An 18,758-nucleotide genomic window follows, 5' to 3' on the forward strand; every position below is an offset into this window, starting at 1 on the left:
TACGGCGACGTGGATGGCGACGGCAAGGCCGATTTCGCGCTTCGCCTCGACAAGACCATCGATCTCGTCAAGGGCGATTTCATCCTGTAGAGTTCGGCCGTCACAACCGCGATACAATTGAGATGACCGTTGCCTATCAACCGGAAGAACGGCCCCAAAAGGCGCGTGATTGCTATAGCGATCTCGCGCCTTATTCCTGGACCCCTTTTAGAGAGGTCGTCCAGCAGCGAAGATAGAATGCCCTTCCCCGCTTCGCACCCCCGCAGATTATATCTTGCGGCTATAGTGCGTGCGTGCAGAACATTCCACGATCTTGCGAAAGCGCTCGGAGGTGATTGAGCTAATCGAATACGTGTCGATCAGATAGCGTGCAAACGAAGACCGCGCTTCCTCGGTTTGATTGAACCAAGCCTGCGAAACGATGTCTTGGTATATTATCCTAACTGCACTTAGCTCTTCAGGCTGGAGGTGAGTGGAGTGCATTTGAAAGCCTCCCGACTTCGCAGCGCCTATGGATGCGCCGATCGGCCCAAAGTACGCCTCCTGCCGATCGGCTGCTATTAACTTTGACGTGTTGCATGGCCATTTGCATCTGCAGCTTCGATCCACAGAGCGATAGGCACCTGCGCACCAAGGTATGGCGCGTCGTTGGATATCCAGCGGCAAGCGCCACGGTTAATTCATCACACTAATTTACAACGGAAGTGTCGTGTTGGTTTTCCCCATTTACGACTGCTAGGCAATTTGTCATGGATTGCGCCCTGCGTCCCAACCACGGGGGAAAATTTGTCGGAGGATGAAAGCGATAAGCGTGACTTCAAGCCAGGCGGGCCGACCCTCTTCCCGGAGCTCGACAATTGCTTTCGGCCGCTGGTCGTCATCCTCAAGCGAAGCGCGATCGTGCACCTCATCAAGACGGCTGGCCAGATCGTCGCCTTCGCAATCGTCCTTTACACCGGCTACCAGATCAGCCTCGACCTCGATGATCGCAAACAGGAACGTGTCGACCGGCAGGACGAACGGGAATTGCGTGCGTGGACCAGGCTCCGGGACCCCGTCGGTAATGATACCGGGAAAGGCGCCGCGCTTTCAGTGCTACTGGCCGCGAACATAGACACGCGGGCTGCAGACCTCTCGTGCGCAGCGGTGGGACGTACCGAAGGACCGAAATGCACATCGCAACCCGTCTTTTCCAATGTAAAGTTCGGGGGTGAAGACCTTCTACCGGAAGCTGGTGGCATCTATCGTGATTCAACGGATTTCCCGATCGCCATGTTCAGCGATTCGATTTTGACCCAATCCGATGTTTCGGGGTATCGAATTGATGTGAAAGGCTTCGACAGAGCTCGCTTCGAGTCCGTGATAGCCACGGCGATCACCGTTGTCGGCGAGACGGGCACGGTAGAATTCGCCAGAGCGGATCTGGCCTTTTCGTTCTTTGACACGAAAGGCACCAATGTGCGGATTTCCGGTAGCAACATTTCCGGGGCGATCCTGCCGCCCAATGTTGTCTTCGAAGGGACCCAAACGCCCATTTTCGGCGTGTTGTATCGTAGCAGGAACTGGGCTTGGGCAGATGCACCTCCACTCACTCTGAAGGCAAATGAGCCTCGGCCCCTTGACAACGGTCAGTTGGCCAGGATCGATCTATGCGACCCAAGCTTCCGCCTGGGCAGCACGACTATAGACTTCAATTCGAACGGAGTGCAATTCGACCCGTTTGCGATCGGCCGCCAACCGAATCGGAATGAAGTCGCTCGCAGCGAGCCTGATTTCAAAAAGGTTGCCGGACGGTGTGAAAAGCTCACCCTTACGGAAGCCCGCAATCGGTTTCCGAAGTGGTATCCGCCACGTTGAGTAGCCTCGAGTTTCTTAGACACCCTCGGGTTCGATTTTCTGCGCTCCTCGAAATCGACGAGCGACAGCATTCCGTTTCTGACGTGCTTGCGTTTCGGGTTTTAGAACATCTCGATGTAGTCGAATACATCCTGGCGAGCTCATCGCGTGAACGGTAGCCCCTGCGACGTATCCTCTGCCGCTTCAGAAGATTGAAGAAGCTTTCGGCCACCGCATTGTCACGGCAGTTGCCGCGTCGGTTCATCGAGTGAACCAGATTGTGGCGCTTGAGGAACGAGGCCCAGTCCATGCTGGTGAACTGCGCACCCTGATCCGAATGAACCTGCACCTTGTCCTTCGGCTTTCGCCTCCACACGGCCACGAGCAGAGCCTGCAATACGACGTCCGTGGTCTGTCGGCTCTCCATCGCCCAGCCAATGACCGGAGGGAATAGAGGCCGATGACAACCGCAAGGTAAGCGAAGCCCTCGCAGGTTCGGATGTAAGTGATGTCCGTGACCCAAGCCTTGTGCGGAGCAGCTACGTCAAATTGGCGACCGAGCGTGTTCTCGATAGCGACGGCAGGCCTGCCGCCATAGATGTCGGGACGGCGTTTGTAGCCGATCTGCGCCCTGATCCCGTCGAGACGCGTCAGACGCGCGGCCCGGTTCGGGCAGCACATCTCTCCCTGATCGAGAAGGTCATCACGCGGCTTGCGATAACCGTAGACCTTGCCGCTCTCTTCCCATGCCTTCACGAGCAGATCGGTTGTCGCTTGTCCTCGTTGGCTCGCCTGCTCAGCTGGCTCTTCAGCCAGGTTAAAAATCCACTCGGGTGAACCCGCAGAAGGCGGCACAGCGTCCGCACCGAAAACTGCAAGCGATGCAGGGCAATGAACGCTCGACTATCACTTTGCATCGCTGGCGAAATACGCGGCCGCTTATTTAGGATGTCTCGCTCCTCGGTGACGCGAGCCAGTTCCCTCTTCAGCCGCCTGATCTCCTCGGCCTCGTCGTTGCCCTTGGCGTTCGACGCAGCAAACTTCTTCTTCAATTCATATAGGGATGCTGGCTCATGCCGAGGCGCTGGGAAACCTCCGCAACCGGATAGTCTCGCTCCGTGATCTGACGCACGGCGTCGCACTTAAAATCTCCGCTGAAATTCGGTTTGCTCACGATGCTCTTCCTGCCTCAAAATTAGGAAAGAAGGCGTCTACAAATCCAGGGGCTATTCAGCGGCCTTCAGCGCGGTACCGGTTGAGCACGGAGCGCCTCATGCTGTTCATCCGCAATGCATGGCGCCCCTCAATTGGGTGATGTGCACGCACATCAATTGATTTACTGCCACATTTAAATATCGTCTCTAGTCTCGCCAATACGGCGCAATTGAGCGGCACGCAAGCATCCAAACAGAGATATGGTGCGCTATGGCATACTATGCAGAAAACGACGGAACTGGCTTCAACGTCGATGAAATACGCGAGCGGGCAGACAACATAGACACATACGCCAGCATGACCTTCCCGACCAAAAACGGCGGGACTTTTTTTTGGCGTATAAGCGATCCGAAGATCGGCCAACAGCTCACGGTCTTGTCAGATGTCTCCGTCATTGACTACGGAACGCCAGAAGCGACAATTCTCTTGAACGCCGCAGTCGTTGGTTCCGCCAGTATTTTCCAGATCTATGAACGAAGGGACGAGAACGGCGTCATAACCTCCCACCTTGTCGACATAAGTGGTTCGAGTTCATCACAACTGGACGAGGTTCTGGGCCAAAAGTTTCCGCTGGCTGTCAACAATTCCAGCTACTTTACAACCCTGGTTGGGCCTGGGCACAGCTCGGGAGAAGATACTGCCGAGGGCCGATGGGTTAATGAATTTTACGTCTCGGTGTCCGGAGACAGCGGTGTTGCGGACGAGCTGGGCTTGAGCATACCAAATGACGGACGGGTACTGCTGACGACAGGGTCGGTGACGGGAACGCGTGAGCTTGCATGGGGACATTGGCTTGACGTCGTCAATCCCATGTCGGTGCCCGGGGACGACATCGCTTCGGCCGAGTCGGCACTGGAGGCCGCCGAGCTGGAGCAAGAGGCAAAGGTCGACAAACTCAGCATCGACTATGCGGCAGCCAGAGAGATGCTTCAGAACGTCCGCGACCGGCTTGATGGCCTGACGCAAGAGCAGTTGGGGAACACAGCGCTGCTCACGGCTCAAACCATCAGCACACTGTCCGACCTCAGTCTGTTGGCGCTTGGATCGTTCGTGCAGGCGGACGGCAAGATATGGAGAGTGGTTTCGAAGGTCTCGGAGATTCTGGACGCGACGGAACTTGGTGAACAGCTTGCCACGGCAATCCAGGATCCGTCGCTGGAAAATTTGCATGAAGTTTATCAGGGCTTCATCGGCATCGCCGCGGATCCCGAGACGTACAGCAAAACCTTAGGCGCTGCCTTCAATGTTGCGACGGCGGCGAAGGCCATAAACGACTACCTGAAAAACGTAGAGGACTGGAAGCAGAACGCCCAGGAAATTCAGGAGAAGATCGACCAGAATGAAAAACTCTATCAACAATACAAAGAAATCATTGAGAAATACGAAGGACTGCAGCAGCAGAATGGTCCTGCGCCGCAGATAAAATCCACCAATATCGGCCTGTTCATGGAGACCGATAACTTCTCCAAGGTGTACCTCTACGAGAAAGGCGGCGTGCTCGGAAACGCTCAGAATCTCAAGACGCTGGCATCGGTACACGGTAAAGAGGCTCTGCAAGAAGTCATCTTCACAGCGGACCGACAGACGGTCTACGCGTCGGCGGACGTTACGATTGTCGACGGCACCCTGTCCAAGGGCGACAGGATCGTTTTGGACGGAGCATTCAAGAACTATACGGTCACGTCCCTGGGAACCACGGTACGGGTATCGGCGCTCGACCCCAATACCGGCGCCGTCGACCAGGATGTCGCCTTCATTGAGAAAGTCGATGCCATTCAGTTCAAGGACGCCGTCCTCGGGAACAGCCAATCCAACACGCTGCGCAGTGTGGATGGAGCGCGCCATCTCATGGGCCTCGGCGGCAATGACAAGCTCACCGGAAGCAAGGGCAACGACAAGCTCGAAGGTGGCACCGGGAAAGACACGCTTACCGGCAGTGCAGGCGCAGATACATTGATGGGCGGCGCGGGGGCGGACAAGCTCTCCGGCGGTGCAGGCTTAGACACGGCATCCTATGCCGACGCAAAGGCCGGGGTCACTGCCAGCCTCACCAAGCGATCCATCAACACCGGGGACGCGAAGGGCGACGTGTATTCCTCGATCGAAAACCTCACGGGCTCGCGCTTCGCCGACAAGCTCATCGGGGATGGCGACGCAAATCGCCTCGCCGGCGGCAGCGGCAAGGACGTCGTGAAAGGTGCCGCGGGGAACGACAAGCTTTACGGCAATTCCGGCAATGACAAACTTTACGGCGGTAGCGGAGCCGACAAGCTTTATGGCGGTTCGGGCGCGGACATGTTCGTCTTCGCCAGCCACAAGGACAGCACCACGCGCGCGCGCGACATGATCTACGATTTTTCCCAGAAGCAAGACGACCGAATCCATCTTTCCGGCATCGACGCCCGCCCCTCCACGGACAAGAACGATGCCTTCACCTTCATCGGCGAAAAAGCTTTTTCCGAGAAAGCCGGACAACTTCGCTACTTTCACAAGAGTGGCGACACCTTCGTCTACGGCGACGTGAACGGCGACGGCAAAGCCGATTTCGCGCTCCGTCTCGACAAGACCATCGACCTGGTCAAGGGCGACTTCATCTTGTAGCGGATGGTGTTCTGGAGCGTGCCGTCATCGAGATCGTGTGCTCGAAACTGCGCGCGAAACCGGTCAGCTTCCTTTCCGCCGTGGCTGTTGCGGACCGAAAGCCGTGGCGAACGTGCTGGCCAGTCCATGGGATGACTGTCCGTCTCCTGTGCCATCGACAATACTGGAACAAATTCGGCGCTTTCTCATTGCTCTTGCGCCATTCGGCAATGAGGAGAACCCGATGAAAACGCTATCCGATATTTTCGAGCATACGCTCCAAGACGTCTATTTCGCTGAAAACGCCATCACCAAGGCGTTGCCCAAAGTCGCCAAGGCGGCCAAGAGCACCGAACTGAAGAAGGCGGCCGAGGAGCATCTCGCAGAAACCAAGGAACAGATAAAAAAACTCGAGCAGGTCTTCAAATCGATCGGCAAGAAGGCCGTCGGCGAAAAGTGCGATGCGATCGAGGGCCTGATCAAGGAAGCCGACGGCCTTATGGAAGAGGCTGAAGGCACGGCCCTCGACGCCGGATTGCTTGCTGCCTGCCAGGCCGTCGAGCACTATGAGATCGCCCGCTATGGCTCGCTGCGCGAATGGGCCAAGGATCTTGGTCATGACGAGGCGCACAAGCTTCTGAGCGAGATTCTCGACCAGGAAAAGGCCACGAACAACAAGCTGACGAACCTTGCCGTGACAGCGATCAACAAGGTATCGGCGGCGAAGAAAGCGGCCTAGCCGACACTACGCTCTCAGATGAAAAGCCGACCAGTGACTGGCCGGCTTTTCCTTACCCGCTTGGCCCGACATCCGGCATGCTGCGGCGGAGGGATTTGTCTGGGGAATTCCAAGGCCGTCCGAAATCGGGGCCATGTCGCTAGCCTGGACTGTCGAGCCAACCGCGCCGCGCGCACTCGTCCATTGCCGCGCTCAACGCGTTGGTACGCGACGCAAATGGCCCCATCAGCATGACGACTTCGCCCTTGAACAAGATGGCGACCGTCTTGGTGGGTACATCGAAAATTATCTGTGGTCGTGGCAGCAGCATGTAGCACCGTCCCCTATCCATGCAAATCCAGCGGCGAGCGTGAGCTACACGCGTCCGCCGGGCAGTGGCTGTGCCTTCGGTGACAGGAATGAAGATGGGAATGTGCTGGCGGTCACGTTGACGGGCATCGGCGAGATTAGGCCTGATGTGTTCGACGATGCCGAGCGGGTGGCTTCCTCACAACGCGATCAGGTGCCGACGGAAATTTGACGCTGCAGGCAAAAAAAGCGCTACGCATCGCAGCTTCATGGCGACGATTTTAAGCAACGCAGTTCCCTCGCCAGCAAACGCCAAACCGGCTCATGCTCCGTGCCGGGGCGGGAGTTTTATGTTCATCTGAAGTTCGTGCCGGGTGGCGAAGCGGCCGAAGAGCAGCAGAAGTTTGCGCTCCTGCGCCTTGTCCAGTCCGTTCTTGCGGCAATGTTCCACCACATCATGGACGGGGCGGGTCTGGCGCGGGATGAACTGACGGTTGTCGATATGGTGGGTCATGGATCTCCTCCGTGAGAGCGGAGAAGAAATGCGCCGGGAGAGTCGTTGTTCCTCCGGCGCATGGACTTTTCAGGGAACAAGCCCCGCGCCCGTCTGGCCGGCCATGCGGGCGATACCGTAGTCACGGTCGTGAGCGTTTCGCCGGAAGGATTGGCTGCGCTCACGCGGCCGGGCGGAGAGATCGGATAGCGGCATACCGGTCACCCCGTCGGCAAAGGTGCCGGTCGCGACATCGTCCTCGTGTTCGGTCGATTTCGTCTGAAACAATCCGAAAAGCATCATCCTACCTCCAGTTTCCGCAAGAACGGACAGGCAGGGATTCCGTTCCCCGCCCGCATCGCATAGACGCAAAATTAACCATGTTTGCTAACAGCACGTTAAAGCCTGCGCATTTTTCGGTAACGATGCCGCTTCTTTGTGATCCGATTTCTCAAGATTAACGTCTTGGCGTTGAGAACCATTAACGCTAGCTTCCCCTTACGTCGGGTTGGCAGAGGGGCAATCGATGACGATTGAAATGATTTCACAAAATGTATTTCCCGACGGCGTGCATCTGGCGCCGGATACCATTAGCGAACAAACGAAGGGGTTGCCCTTCAAGGCGCAGTTCGTGCTGCGCGGCCTCATGGCGCTTGAGGCCGGCACACTCGCCATGACGATCCCCGGTGGCCGAACCTTCATCATCAAAGGCAAGATGCCCGGCCCGCAGGCGGCCGTCACGCTCCATAACTGGAAACTCGTGGACAGCGCCGTCGGCGGCGGGGCGATCGGCGTTGCGGAAAGCTACATGGACGGCGACTGGGAGAGCCCGGATGCCGGCGCCTTCATGGAGCTGATCCTCGTCAATACCAATGTTGTGCGTCACTATTCGAACGGCCCGCGCGGCCTCTTCCTGCTCGTGGAGAAGTTTCGCCACTGGCTGAACGCCAACACGCGGCGTGGTTCCCAGCGCAACATTTCTGCCCACTACGATCTCGGCAACGCCTTCTATTCCGCGTGGCTGGACCCCACGATGACCTATTCCTCCGCGCTTTACTCCCAGGGCGCAAACGACCTCACCTCCGCGCAGCTTGCCAAATACCGGGCGCTGGCCGAGGCGACGGGCATCGGGCGCGACGACCATGTATTGGAGATCGGTTGCGGCTGGGGCGGCTTTGCGGAGTTTGCGGCAAGCGAGATCGGCTGCAGGGTCACAGGGCTCACCATCAGTCGCGAGCAGCTCGCCTATGCTCGCGAGCGCATGGCCAAGGCGGGGCTTTCAGACCGGGTGGAGCTGAAATTCCAGGACTACCGCGACGAGACCGGCACCTATGACCGGATCGTCTCTATCGAAATGTTCGAGGCGGTCGGCGAGAAATACTGGCCCGCCTATTTCTCCAAGCTCAACGAGTGCCTGAAACCCGGCGGCCGCGCCGGCCTGCAGATCATCACCATCCTGCAGGAAGCCTTCGAGGACTATAAGGCCAACCCGGATTTCATTCAGAAATACGTCTTTCCCGGCGGCATGCTGCCAACCCGCGAGCATCTCTCGGCGCTCGGCCGCCAGTTCGGGCTCGGCATGGCGTCGGATATGGGTTTTGGCCCGGACTATGCGCGAACGCTCGCCGAATGGCGCCACCGCTTCTGGGCGGCCTGGGAGCGCATCGTGCCGCTCGGCTTCGACGAGCGTTTTCGCAAGCTCTGGGAGTTCTACTTCTATTATTGCGAGGCCGGCTTCCGAGCACGCAACATCGATGTGCGGCAGGTGGTTTACACGCGTCCCCTAACCTAGCTCACGCGACAGTGGAAAAAATCCCTCTTGAAGCCATTTTCCGGGGAACACGATTTCTTGCAAAGCGCCGCTTGCCGGCCGAAAAGACGGTTCCAAATCTAGGCACATAAAGCGAGGCTCGTCTCCCATGTCCATTCTTCCGTCCGTTCTGGATGCAATCGGCAACACGCCGCTGATCCGCCTCAAGGGCGCCTCGGAGGCGACGGGCTGCGAAATCCTCGGCAAGGCGGAATTTCTGAACCCAGGCCAGTCGGTGAAGGACCGCGCCGCGCTGTCGATCATCCGCAAGGCGGAAGCAGCCGGGCAGCTGCGCCCGGGCGGCGTCATCGTCGAGGGCACCGCGGGCAATACGGGTATCGGCCTTGCGCTCGTCGCCAAGGCGCTCGGCTACCGCGCGATCATCGTCATCCCGGAAACCCAGAGCCAGGAAAAGAAGGACGCCATCCGCGGCCTCGGCGCCGAGCTCGTGGAAGTGCCGGCTGTTCCGTACAAGAACCCGAACAACTACGTGAAGCTTTCCGGCCGGCTTGCCGAGCAGCTCGCCAAGACCGAGCCGAACGGCGCGATCTGGGCCAACCAGTTCGACAACGTCGCCAACCGCGACGCCCATATCGAGACGACCGCCCCGGAAATCTGGCGCGACACCAATGGCAAGGTGGATGGCTTCGTCTCCGCCGTCGGCTCCGGCGGCACCCTGGCCGGCGTGGCCGCGGGCCTGCGTGCCAAAAACCCCAATATCAAGATCGCGCTGGCCGATCCCGATGGCGCCGCACTTTACAACTACTATGCCCATGGCGAACTGAAGTCCGCTGGCAGCTCGATCACCGAGGGCATAGGCCAGGGGCGCATCACCGCGAACCTCGAAGGTTTCACGCCGGATTATTCCTACAACATCCCGGATTCCGAAGCCGTTCCGATCGTCTTCGATCTCATCGAGAACGAAGGCATCGCCATCGGCGGCTCGACGGCCATCAACATTGCCGGCGCGATCCGCCTTGCCCGCGACCTCGGTCCCGGCCACACAATCGTGACGATCCTCTGCGACTATGCTAACCGCTATCAGTCGAAACTCTTCAACCCGGACTTCCTCGATTCGAAGGGCCTGCCCGTCCCGGGCTGGCTGAAGGCGAAATCGGGGATCAAGGTCCCCTATCAGCCGGTCGAATAGGTCTCATGTCCCTTCCCACCACTGCCCTCTTTCGCGACGATTTCTATCTCTCGACACATGAGGCAGTGGTGACGGCGGTGCACGAGGACGGCGGCATCGAGCTCGACCAGACCTGCTTTTACGCGACATCCGGCGGCCAGCCGGGCGATACCGGCTTCCTGGAGCGCAACGACGGCAACCGCATCACGCTCGGCCCCGCCGTCACGGGCGCGACGAAAGAGATTATCATCCATCGCCCGCTGGAGGGCGAGGCTTCGCCCATCGTCGGCGAGACCGTGGTCGCCCATATCGACTGGGCGCGCCGCTACAAGCTGATGCGCATGCACACCGCCTGCCATCTGCTGTCCGTCGTCTGCCCCTACCCGATCACCGGTGCGGCCGTCGGCGAGGAGGATAGCCGGGTCGATTTCGACATGACCGACACGATCGACAGGGACGAGGTGACGGCGAAGCTGATGACGCTCATCGAGGAAAACCATCCGATCTTCGTCCAGTGGATTACCGACGCGGAGCTTGCCGCCAATCCCGGCATCGTCAAATCCAAGAACGTGCGGCCGCCCATGGGGCTCGGCCGCGTCAGCCTCGTCTGCATCGGCGAGAATTCCTCCATCGACAGCCAGCCCTGCGGCGGCACCCATGTGTCGGAAACGCAGGAAGTCGGCGCCATCCACATCGCCAAGATCGAAAAGAAGGGCAAGGAGAACCGCCGGTTCCGCATCCGTTTCGGTGCGCCCGATTCCGAGGCCTGAGGGAGTACAGACATGTCCAACGACAAGAGCAGGTTCGTCGTCTCGGCGGATTGGGTTGAAAAGCAGCTTGGCGCGCCGGAATTCCGCGTGGTCGATGCCTCCTGGTATCTGCCCGCGCAGAACCGCAACGGCGCTGCCGAATATGCCGCCGGCCACATTCCCGGCGCCGTCTTCTTCGATCAGGATGTCATCGCCGACCATACGAGCGGCCTGCCGCACACTATCGCTTCGCCGGAGTTCTTCGCAACCGAAGTCGGCAAGCTCGGCATTTCCGACACGGACACGATCGTCGTGCATGACGGTCCCGGCATTTTCACCGCGCCGCGCGTCTGGTGGCTCTTCCGCACGATGGGGGCGAAGAACGTCTTCGTCATGGATGGCGGCATCGACGGCTGGAAAAAGGAAGGGCGTCCGCTGACGACCGACCTGCCCGAACCGGCGCCGGCTGTCTTCCACACCAATTTCAATCCCTATGCCATCACCTCCTTCGAGGAGATGCGCGGCATCGTCACGACGGGATCGAAGCAGATCGCCGATGCGCGCGGTGCCGGCCGTTTCGCCGGCGAAGAGGCAGAACCCCGTGCCGGCATGCGATCCGGCCACATGCCGGGTGCGAAAAGCATGCCTTCGGGCACGTTCTCCGTCGATGGCAAGTTCAAGGATCTCGCGAGCCTGCGCCGGCATTTCGAGGAATCCGGTATCGATCTCTCCAAACCTGTCGTCACCAGCTGCGGCTCGGGCGTCACGGCGGGCATCATCTCGCTGGCGCTTGCGTCTCTCGGCCATGAGGACAACACGCTCTATGACGGCTCCTGGTCGGAATGGGGCAGCCGGCAGGATACGCCCGTGGTGACCGGAAAGGACTGAGTATGGCAAAAAAAGTCCAGTCCGCACCGATCGCGGTCCATATCACCGCGCTGGAAATGACGGCGCCGCCGAAGCAGAGCCTGCCGGTGCCGGTCAATGTGCACACGGCCATCCTGAGCGCACCGGACATTCCGCTGGCCTTCTACCGTTTCCTCTACCGGCAGGTCGGCAGCCGATGGCACTGGGTCGATCGTCTGCGCATGGACGATGCGACGCTGGCGGCGACACTCGGCAACAAACGCAACAGCGTGACGGTGCTCTATGTCAACGGCGCGCCCGCAGGCTTCTTCGAGCTTCTACAACTTGACGACGACGTCATCGAGCTTTCGCATTTCGGCCTGCTCGAGCGGGCGCTCGGCCTGGGCATCGGCAAGTGGTTCCTGCTCCAGACGCTTTATGCCGCCTGGGCGCTCGGCCCGAAACGCGTGACAGTCACGACCAACAATCTCGACCATCCGCGCGCCCTCCAGCTCTACCAGATGTTCGGTTTCTCGCCGGTCGGCACGCGCGACGCCGAAGTGGTGCCGCTCTCGGATGCCGAACTGCTGGCGCTTGCAAAACGGGACTGTCTGATGCCGGCGGAACCCCGTTAAACAATCTGAACGGGAGTTAAAGGCAGGGTTCAGGTCTGCTTCAGATCGTAAATGGCACTTTGGCGTCAACAAACGATCCGACCAAGGAGACCACACCATGCAACGCCGCGCCTTTCTGACCGCGCTTTCCGCCGCCTTCGCCGCCCCGCTCTTCTCGAACGCCGCGCTGGCGCAGGAAACCCCGTCGGCGGAAATCATCCTGCGTCGCCTCGACGCCGCGCCGTCGCGTCGTCTGCGCAACGAGGAACGCGTGACGGTGCGCGAGTTCAAGCGCCGACCGGACCTGCGCGGTGCGGCCCCCTCGATCAACATCCAGTCGATCAACTTCGCCTTCGGCTCGGCGGAAATCCCGCATTCGGAATATCGCAAGGTGCGCCAGATTGCCCGCGCCATGGAACAGCTGCTGCGCCGGCGCCGCCACGCCGTCTTCCTCATCGAGGGCCATACGGATGCCGTTGGCTCGTTCGAATCGAACCAGATCCTGTCCGAACGCCGCGCCGAATCGCTGAAGCGCGTACTGGTGCAGGAATTCCTGCTTCCCGCCCGCGCACTCGAAACCGTCGGCTACGGCGAGGAATATCTGCTGGTCCAGACCCAGTACGAAGAATGGCGCAACCGCCGCGTCACGCTGCGCCGCATCGACGAATTCGTTCGCTAACCTCTCTGACCGCCGGCCTCGCGCCGGCGGTTTTGATTCTCCAGGCAAGTATCGGGTGTCGCCACATGCGGGAATGACGAAGATGGCCTCCTGTCCAACGATCGGAGCCCTCCATGTCCATCCGCTTCCTGCCCATGCCCACCGAAACCGCGGCCGCCTATTGGAATGGCGGCGATGACGCCTATGGCCTGAAGCCGGAACGCCAGGTGTCCGATGGCGACGGCGTGCCCTGCCGCCATTGCCTACGGCTCGTCGGGGCCGGCGAACCCTATCTGATCCTCGCCCACCGCCCCTTCCCGGCCCTCCAGCCCTATGCGGAGACCGGTCCGATCTTCCTGCATGCCGAGCCCTGCGCTGCGCACCAGCCGTCAGCGGACATGCCGCCGATGCTGACCAGCCGCGACTATATCGTACGCGGCTATTCCTCGGAAAATCGTATCCTCTACGGCACCGGCGCCGTGGTGCCGAATGCCGATATCCCGACCTATGCGCAGGATCTGCTCGACCGCGAGGACGTCGCCTATCTGCACATCCGCTCAGCCCGCAACAACTGTTACCAGTGCCGCGTCGAGCGGGCATGAAAAAGGCCCGGATCGCTCCGGGCCTTCTTATTCTCGCATCTGAAAAAAATCAGGCGACGTTCAAAGCGGCTTCCGGTGCGAAGGCGTCGTAGCCGAGGGCTTCGGCCACCGGGGCGTTGGTCACGCGGCCCTTGTGCACATTGAGGCCGGCACGCAGGTGGCGGTCTTCGGCAATGGCCTTGAGACCCTTGTCGGCCAGCTGGAGGCCGTAGTGCAGCGTCGCGTTGTTGAGCGCATGCGCGGAGGTGACCGGCACGGCGCCCGGCATGTTGGCGACGCAATAGTGCACCACGCCGTCGACTTCATAGGTCGGGTCGGAATGGGTCGTGGCATGCGAGGTCTCGAAGCAGCCGCCCTGGTCGATGGCGACGTCGACGATGACGGCGCCCTTCTTCATGCCCGAGAGCATTTCGCGGGTCACGAGCTTCGGTGCGGCGGCACCGGGGATGAGAACCGCGCCGATGACGAGATCGGCGGAGAAGACTTCTTCTTCCAGCGCGTCGATCGTCGAATAGCGCGTGTGGATGCGGCCGCCGAAGAGATCGTCGAGCTGGCGCAGGCGCGGGATCGAGCGGTCGAGAATGGAGACGTCGGCGCCGATGCCTGCCGCCATCTTCGCCGCATGCAGGCCGACGACGCCGCCGCCGATGATCGCGACCTTGGCCGGCAGCACACCGGGCACGCCGCCGAGCAGGATGCCGCGGCCACCATTGGCCTTCTGGAGCGCTGTGGCACCCGCCTGGATGGAGAGACGACCGGCAACTTCCGACATCGGCGCGAGCAGCGGCAGGCCGCCGCGCTCATCGGTCACCGTCTCGTAGGCAATGGCCGTGACGCCGGACGCGAGCAGACCCTTGGTCTGCTCCGGATCGGGCGCGAGATGCAGGTAGGTATAGAGAATCTGTCCGTCGCGGAGCTGCGCCCATTCGGAGGGCTGCGGTTCCTTGACCTTCACCACCATGTCGGACTTCTGGAAGATATCCGCGGCGGTGGCAACGATCTTCGCGCCGGCGGCGCGGTAGGCATCGTCATCAGCGCCGATGCCGGCGCCGGCCTTGGTTTCGATGATGACGTCGTGGCCATGCGCCACATATTCGCGAACAGCACCCGGCGTCAGACCGACCCGATATTCGTGATTCTTGATTTCCTTCGGACAACCGACACGCATGCGCGTTCCTCTCCTGTCTAGTTTCCATTTCCGCCACTCCCAGCGGGACCACAATGGAACCAGAGGATGCGCGCAATGTCCTTGCAAAGCGCGTTTGCGAAACCGCTCACAATCGAATATTATTCGAATATTAGAGATTTTTTCGAAAGAAATTCGAATGGCGCAACTGGATGCGATTGATACTGCGATCTTGAAGGTGATTCAGCAGAATGGTCGGATTTCAAATGCTGAACTGGCCGAGCGCGTCGGCCTGTCGCCGTCGGCCTGTTCGCGGCGCCTCGACATTCTGGAAAAATCCGGCGTCATCAACGGCTATCACGCCCGCGTTTCGCCCAAGGCGCTCGACTACAAGATGATCGCCATCGTGCACATCTCGCTGTCGGGTCAGTTCGCCAAGACGCTGGCCGAGTTCGAATCGGCGGTGAAGCTCTGCCCGAATGTGCTGGTCTGCTACCTGATGTCTGGGGAATACGACTATATCCTGCGCGTCGCCGCCAAGGATCTGGAGGACTACGAGCGCATCCACCGCGACTGGCTCTCAGCCCTGCCCCATGTGGTGAAGATCAATTCGAGTTTTGCACTGCGCGAAATCATCGACCGGCCGAATGTCGGCATCTAGAATCTCAGATTGATGCCGGCGCGGCGCAGCAGCCAGTAGAACAGCGCCGTTGCGCCGATCCCCAGCATCATCGCCCAGAAGAACCCGGTTTCGCCGACGCTGAACGGCAGGCCTGCCGTGTTCATGCCGAAGACGCCGACAACGAGCGTGCCCGGCAACAACAGCGCGCTCATCACGGCCATGGCCTTCAGGCTGCGGTTCGATTCGTCCGCCAGCTCCGCCGCCATTTCTTCCTGCAGCAGGCGGGCGCGGTCGTTGACCATGACGATTTCGCGGTCGAGCCGTTCCAGACGCATCGACAGGCGGCGCAGCACGGCATGGGCATTGTCCGAGAGCGTCCAGTCCTCCCGATCTTCCTCCTCGAACAGCGCCACCATGCCGGCGACCGGCCGGTGGAGTGACACCGCCAGGCGACGCACCTCCTTGAGGCTGCGGCGCTCGTCGCTCAGCCGCTCAGTGACCAGCCGATCCTCGACCGCGTCGAGCATGGCGGCGGCTTCCTTCAGCCTGATGGCGGTGTTCTTGCAGAAGGCCGCGACGATCGCCTCGAAGAGCTCATAGGCCGTCCCCGGACAAAACCCTTCCGCAAAGGAGCGGCGAACGCGGTTCACGGCCTCCACTGGATGGTGCCGCCCGGTGACCAGCAGGCGCTCCGTCAGCGCAAAATGCAGCCGCCCCACCGTGGTGGAGGCGCGTTCGGTTTCCTGCTGCTGGAGATCGGCGATGACGCCGTGCGTCATGCCGGCCTCATGGCCGAGCACGAGGCTCTCGTCGTGGCCTTCGAGAATTGCGCGCGCCGCCGCCGGCAAGCCACAGCGTCCGGGTAACCAGTTCTGCATGCGCTGGTCTACGAGATCGACATGCAGCCAGACCCAGCCCTCGTCTGCCGTCAGCGCCGTATCGATGTCTTGCGGTGCGACAGGCAAGACAGGACCACCCGGCAAAACCCGGTAGGCGCCAACGAGGCCCGGTGTCAGGCCCCGCTCCGTCTGGTCGAGAAGGTTCAAGTTCGCATGCCGGTATCAGTAGACATCCGGAACATACATTTCATCCGGCGGCTCGTGACGGATATAGTCGTCATGACGCACGCGCTCCGGCAGATCGATCGACTGCTTCGGTACATCCTCATAGGGCACCTGCGCAAGAAGATGGGCGATGCAGTTGAGACGCGCCTTCTTTTTGTCGACGGCCTCGACGATCCACCACGGCGCTTCCGGAATATGGGTGCGCGCCAGCATCTCTTCCTTCGCCTTGGTGTAGTCTTCCCAGTGGACGCGGCTTTCCAGGTCCATCGGCGAGAGCTTCCACTGCTTCAACGGATCATGGATGCGCATGCGGAAACGGAATTCCTGCTCCTCATCGGTGATCGAGAACCAGTATTTGATGAGGATGATGCCCGAACGAACGAGCATGCGCTCGAATTCCGGCACCGAGCGGAAGAACTCTTCCAGTTCGTCGGGCGAGCAAAAGCCCATAACGCGCTCGACGCCGGCACGGTTGTACCAGGAGCGGTCGAACAGCACCATTTCGCCGGCACTCGGCAGATGGGCGGCATAACGCTGGAAATACCATTGATTGCGCTCGCGCTCGGTCGGCGCGGGAAGCGCCACGACACGGCAGACGCGCGGATTGAGACGCTGCGTTACGCGCTTGATGGCGCCGCCCTTGCCGGCGGAATCGCGGCCTTCGAACAGGACCACGACCTTGAGCTTCTGGTGCTGCACCCAGTCCTGCAGCTTGACCAGTTCATGCTGGAGGCGGAAAAGCTCGCGGAAATAGACCCGGCGCTCCAGCGTCTGCGCCGGCACTTCCGACATGCCCTCGGCGACGAGCTCGTCGAGACGCTCCTCCTCGATCTGCATTTCCAGCTCTTCATCGAAGCTGTCGGCGATCTCGGCCTTGATGCGGTTCAGATGGTGGTCTTCGAACATGATCGATATCCGTTCATGGGAGAGGCTCTGCTGCCCGTATAGGAAGCGCATATGAACCTTTTGTGACGGTCGATCGTTCGGCGTCTATTCCGCTATCACGCGGTTGCGGCCGGCATTCTTGGCCGCGTAAAGCCGCGAATCGGCGGTGGAGAGCAACGCATTCAGCGTCGTGCCGTCGACATAGCTGTTGGCGACACCGATGCTGACGGTGATCGGCTGGCCGTCCGGCCGCCGGATCTCTGCCTCGACGGTCTCACGCAAGGTCGCAGCACGCTCGGCTCCTACCCGCGGCGGCAGATCCTCGCAGATGACGACGAACTCCTCTCCGCCGAAGCGGAAGAGACGGTCGTTGTTGCGCAGGGACCGTTGCAGGCAGGCGGCGACCGCCTTCAGAACGCCGTCGCCCGCAAGGTGCCCGAACTGGTCGTTGACGTCCTTGAAGTGGTCGGCGTCGATAATCATCAGCGTCATCGGCTTGCCCTCCGCCAGCATGGCGGACAGCACGCGCGGCGCCTCAAATTCCAGACGGCTACGGTCATAGACGCCGGTCAGCGCATCGCGGCCGGACCGATCCAGCAGATCCTCATAGCGCTCGCGGAACGTCAGATCGGCGAAAATGTCGGAGATCGGCCGGGGCGAGACGGGGATGGCAGAAATGCGCGAATAATGCAGGTAGATGGTGATCAGCACCGCATAGGCGCAGGCCGCGAGCATTTTTGCGATCCAGCCGCCCCAGAAGACGGCAACGGGCGCACCGTTCAGGAAATGCAGGGCCGCGAAGAAGCCGATCTGGTCGAAGGTCAGTACCGCGATGCCGGAAACGAAGAAGCGCATCGCCGTGCTCTTCTTGAAGACGCGCCCGAGTCGCTCGTAAAGCAGGATGATGGCAAGCGCGTCGATATAGAGCAGCGTCGTGCCCCAGAGCATAAGCCACCCCATCTCATCGATGAAGGCAAGGTCGGCCACGCGGCCGGGCACCGCGCTGATCGTCTGATGGTGGCGCAGGAACAGGCTGAGCCCGACGGTCAGGAAATTGCCGGCAAGCAGGCCGTAGATCGGTGCACGTACGACCGCCGCATCCTCCTTCACATAAAGAAGAAGGATCATCATCAGCTTGCCGGAGAAAAGCACGGAGGACCCCGGCGAAATCACGCCAAAGGGCAGCTGGATATAGAAGACGGCCGCAAGGTAGGTCTCGAGGAAGTGCATCACGCCGAGGGCTGCGACGAAAACGCCGATGCCCAGTTGATGGCGCAGGTGCAGCAGGCTCACCATGAAAACGAAATAGAACCCGGCCTCGACGAGAAGCAGGATCAGATTTTCAAAGCCCATGATCGGTCCGCAGGATTCCTCGACTGCCGGTAACTAACAACACCGACAGGATCGCAACAAGTCATTCTGCTGCGCATACAGGCATTCACGCCGGTACTCCAGCGCCTTGATACGATCAGTATGACTTTTCACGCGGTCAAAGCGGCTTT

18 protein-coding genes and 1 pseudogene are annotated in these 18,758 nt (G+C 60.4%); 12 read left to right on the plus strand and 7 right to left on the minus strand.

Translation table 11 applies throughout. The annotated features are described in order from the left end of the window. Positions 1-786: 786 nt before the first annotated feature. Positions 787-1,857, plus strand: coding sequence for a hypothetical protein (locus tag MUU55_RS28475; RefSeq protein WP_244764180.1), 1,071 nt, complete (start codon positions 787-789; stop codon positions 1,855-1,857). Between the two features lie 41 nt (positions 1,858-1,898). Here the strand turns inward: MUU55_RS28475 and MUU55_RS28480 are convergent. After that, positions 1,899-3,010 (minus strand): annotated as a pseudogene (locus MUU55_RS28480) (IS3 family transposase); the annotation flags it as partial. 251 nt (positions 3,011-3,261) lie between these two features. On the opposite strand from MUU55_RS28480, the gene MUU55_RS28485 reads away from it, so the two are divergent. The 3 genes from MUU55_RS28485 (at position 3,262) to MUU55_RS28495 (ending at position 6,890) form a co-directional block, all read left to right on the plus strand. Continuing rightward, the gene (locus MUU55_RS28485; protein ID WP_244764153.1) at positions 3,262-5,652 is read left to right on the plus strand and encodes a M10 family metallopeptidase C-terminal domain-containing protein; all 2,391 of its coding nucleotides are present in this window, start codon (positions 3,262-3,264) and stop codon (positions 5,650-5,652) included. Positions 5,653-5,875: 223 nt separating this feature from the next. Next, positions 5,876-6,370, plus strand: a complete 495-nt coding sequence (locus tag MUU55_RS28490) for a YciE/YciF ferroxidase family protein (RefSeq protein ID WP_244764154.1) — start codon at positions 5,876-5,878, stop codon at positions 6,368-6,370. A gap of 133 nt (positions 6,371-6,503) precedes the next feature. Next, a complete protein-coding gene (locus tag MUU55_RS28495) occupies positions 6,504-6,890 on the plus strand; it encodes a hypothetical protein (RefSeq protein ID WP_244764155.1) in 387 nt (128 codons plus the stop codon). A 90-nt stretch (positions 6,891-6,980) separates the two neighbouring features. Here the strand turns inward: MUU55_RS28495 and MUU55_RS28500 are convergent, their stop codons facing one another. Both MUU55_RS28500 and MUU55_RS28505 read right to left on the minus strand, forming a co-directional pair. Beyond that, the gene (locus tag MUU55_RS28500) at positions 6,981-7,172 is read right to left on the minus strand and encodes a hypothetical protein (RefSeq protein WP_244764156.1); all 192 of its coding nucleotides are present in this window, start codon (positions 7,170-7,172) and stop codon (positions 6,981-6,983) included. A gap of 69 nt (positions 7,173-7,241) precedes the next feature. Beyond that, complete coding sequence (locus tag MUU55_RS28505) at positions 7,242-7,454, minus strand: hypothetical protein (protein WP_244764157.1); 213 nt, start codon at positions 7,452-7,454, stop codon at positions 7,242-7,244. A 223-nt stretch (positions 7,455-7,677) separates the two neighbouring features. Here MUU55_RS28505 and MUU55_RS28510 point away from each other — a divergent pair, with 223 nt between their 5' ends. The 7 genes from MUU55_RS28510 to MUU55_RS28540 all read left to right on the plus strand — a co-directional run bounded on the left by MUU55_RS28510 (position 7,678) and on the right by MUU55_RS28540 (position 13,559). Next, a complete protein-coding gene (locus tag MUU55_RS28510; RefSeq protein ID WP_244764158.1) occupies positions 7,678-8,943 on the plus strand; it encodes an SAM-dependent methyltransferase in 1,266 nt (421 codons plus the stop codon). A 127-nt stretch (positions 8,944-9,070) separates the two neighbouring features. Further along, on the plus strand, positions 9,071-10,111 hold the full coding sequence (locus tag MUU55_RS28515) for a cysteine synthase A (protein ID WP_244764159.1): 1,041 nt from the start codon (positions 9,071-9,073) through the stop codon (positions 10,109-10,111). Between the two features lie 5 nt (positions 10,112-10,116). Continuing rightward, positions 10,117-10,860, plus strand: coding sequence for an alanyl-tRNA editing protein (locus tag MUU55_RS28520; protein ID WP_244764160.1), 744 nt, complete (start codon positions 10,117-10,119; stop codon positions 10,858-10,860). A 12-nt stretch (positions 10,861-10,872) separates the two neighbouring features. Beyond that, complete coding sequence (sseA, locus tag MUU55_RS28525; protein ID WP_244764161.1) at positions 10,873-11,727, plus strand: 3-mercaptopyruvate sulfurtransferase; 855 nt, start codon at positions 10,873-10,875, stop codon at positions 11,725-11,727. Between the two features lie 2 nt (positions 11,728-11,729). Continuing rightward, on the plus strand, positions 11,730-12,320 hold the full coding sequence (locus MUU55_RS28530) for a GNAT family N-acetyltransferase (protein ID WP_244764162.1): 591 nt from the start codon (positions 11,730-11,732) through the stop codon (positions 12,318-12,320). Positions 12,321-12,417: 97 nt separating this feature from the next. Further along, positions 12,418-12,978, plus strand: coding sequence for an OmpA family protein (locus MUU55_RS28535; protein ID WP_244764163.1), 561 nt, complete (start codon positions 12,418-12,420; stop codon positions 12,976-12,978). Positions 12,979-13,091: 113 nt separating this feature from the next. Next, a complete protein-coding gene (locus tag MUU55_RS28540) occupies positions 13,092-13,559 on the plus strand; it encodes a DUF1203 domain-containing protein (protein WP_244764164.1) in 468 nt (155 codons plus the stop codon). Between the two features lie 49 nt (positions 13,560-13,608). Here the strand turns inward: MUU55_RS28540 and ald are convergent, their stop codons facing one another. After that, positions 13,609-14,727 carry an alanine dehydrogenase gene (ald, locus tag MUU55_RS28545; protein ID WP_244764165.1) on the minus strand — a complete coding sequence of 373 codons (1,119 nt, stop codon included), beginning with the start codon at positions 14,725-14,727 and terminating at the stop codon, positions 13,609-13,611. 157 nt (positions 14,728-14,884) lie between these two features. Here ald and MUU55_RS28550 point away from each other — a divergent pair, with 157 nt between their 5' ends. Next, positions 14,885-15,346 (plus strand): Lrp/AsnC family transcriptional regulator, encoded by a 462-nt coding sequence (locus MUU55_RS28550; protein ID WP_244764166.1) that lies wholly within the window; start codon positions 14,885-14,887, stop codon positions 15,344-15,346. Here the strand turns inward: MUU55_RS28550 and MUU55_RS28555 are convergent. The 3 genes from MUU55_RS28555 to MUU55_RS28565 form a co-directional block, all read right to left on the minus strand. After that, a complete protein-coding gene (locus MUU55_RS28555) occupies positions 15,343-16,353 on the minus strand; it encodes a CorA family divalent cation transporter (RefSeq protein WP_244764167.1) in 1,011 nt (336 codons plus the stop codon). The genes MUU55_RS28550 and MUU55_RS28555 overlap by 4 nt on opposite strands. A 15-nt stretch (positions 16,354-16,368) precedes the next feature. After that, the gene (gene ppk2 / locus MUU55_RS28560) at positions 16,369-17,277 is read right to left on the minus strand and encodes a polyphosphate kinase 2 (protein ID WP_244764168.1); all 909 of its coding nucleotides are present in this window, start codon (positions 17,275-17,277) and stop codon (positions 16,369-16,371) included. 84 nt (positions 17,278-17,361) lie between these two features. Continuing rightward, complete coding sequence (locus MUU55_RS28565) at positions 17,362-18,612, minus strand: GGDEF domain-containing protein (RefSeq protein WP_244764179.1); 1,251 nt, start codon at positions 18,610-18,612, stop codon at positions 17,362-17,364. Positions 18,613-18,758: the final 146 nt, after the last annotated feature.

This window comes from Shinella curvata, from assembly GCF_022899935.1.
Classification (GTDB): domain Bacteria; phylum Pseudomonadota; class Alphaproteobacteria; order Rhizobiales; family Rhizobiaceae; genus Shinella; species Shinella curvata.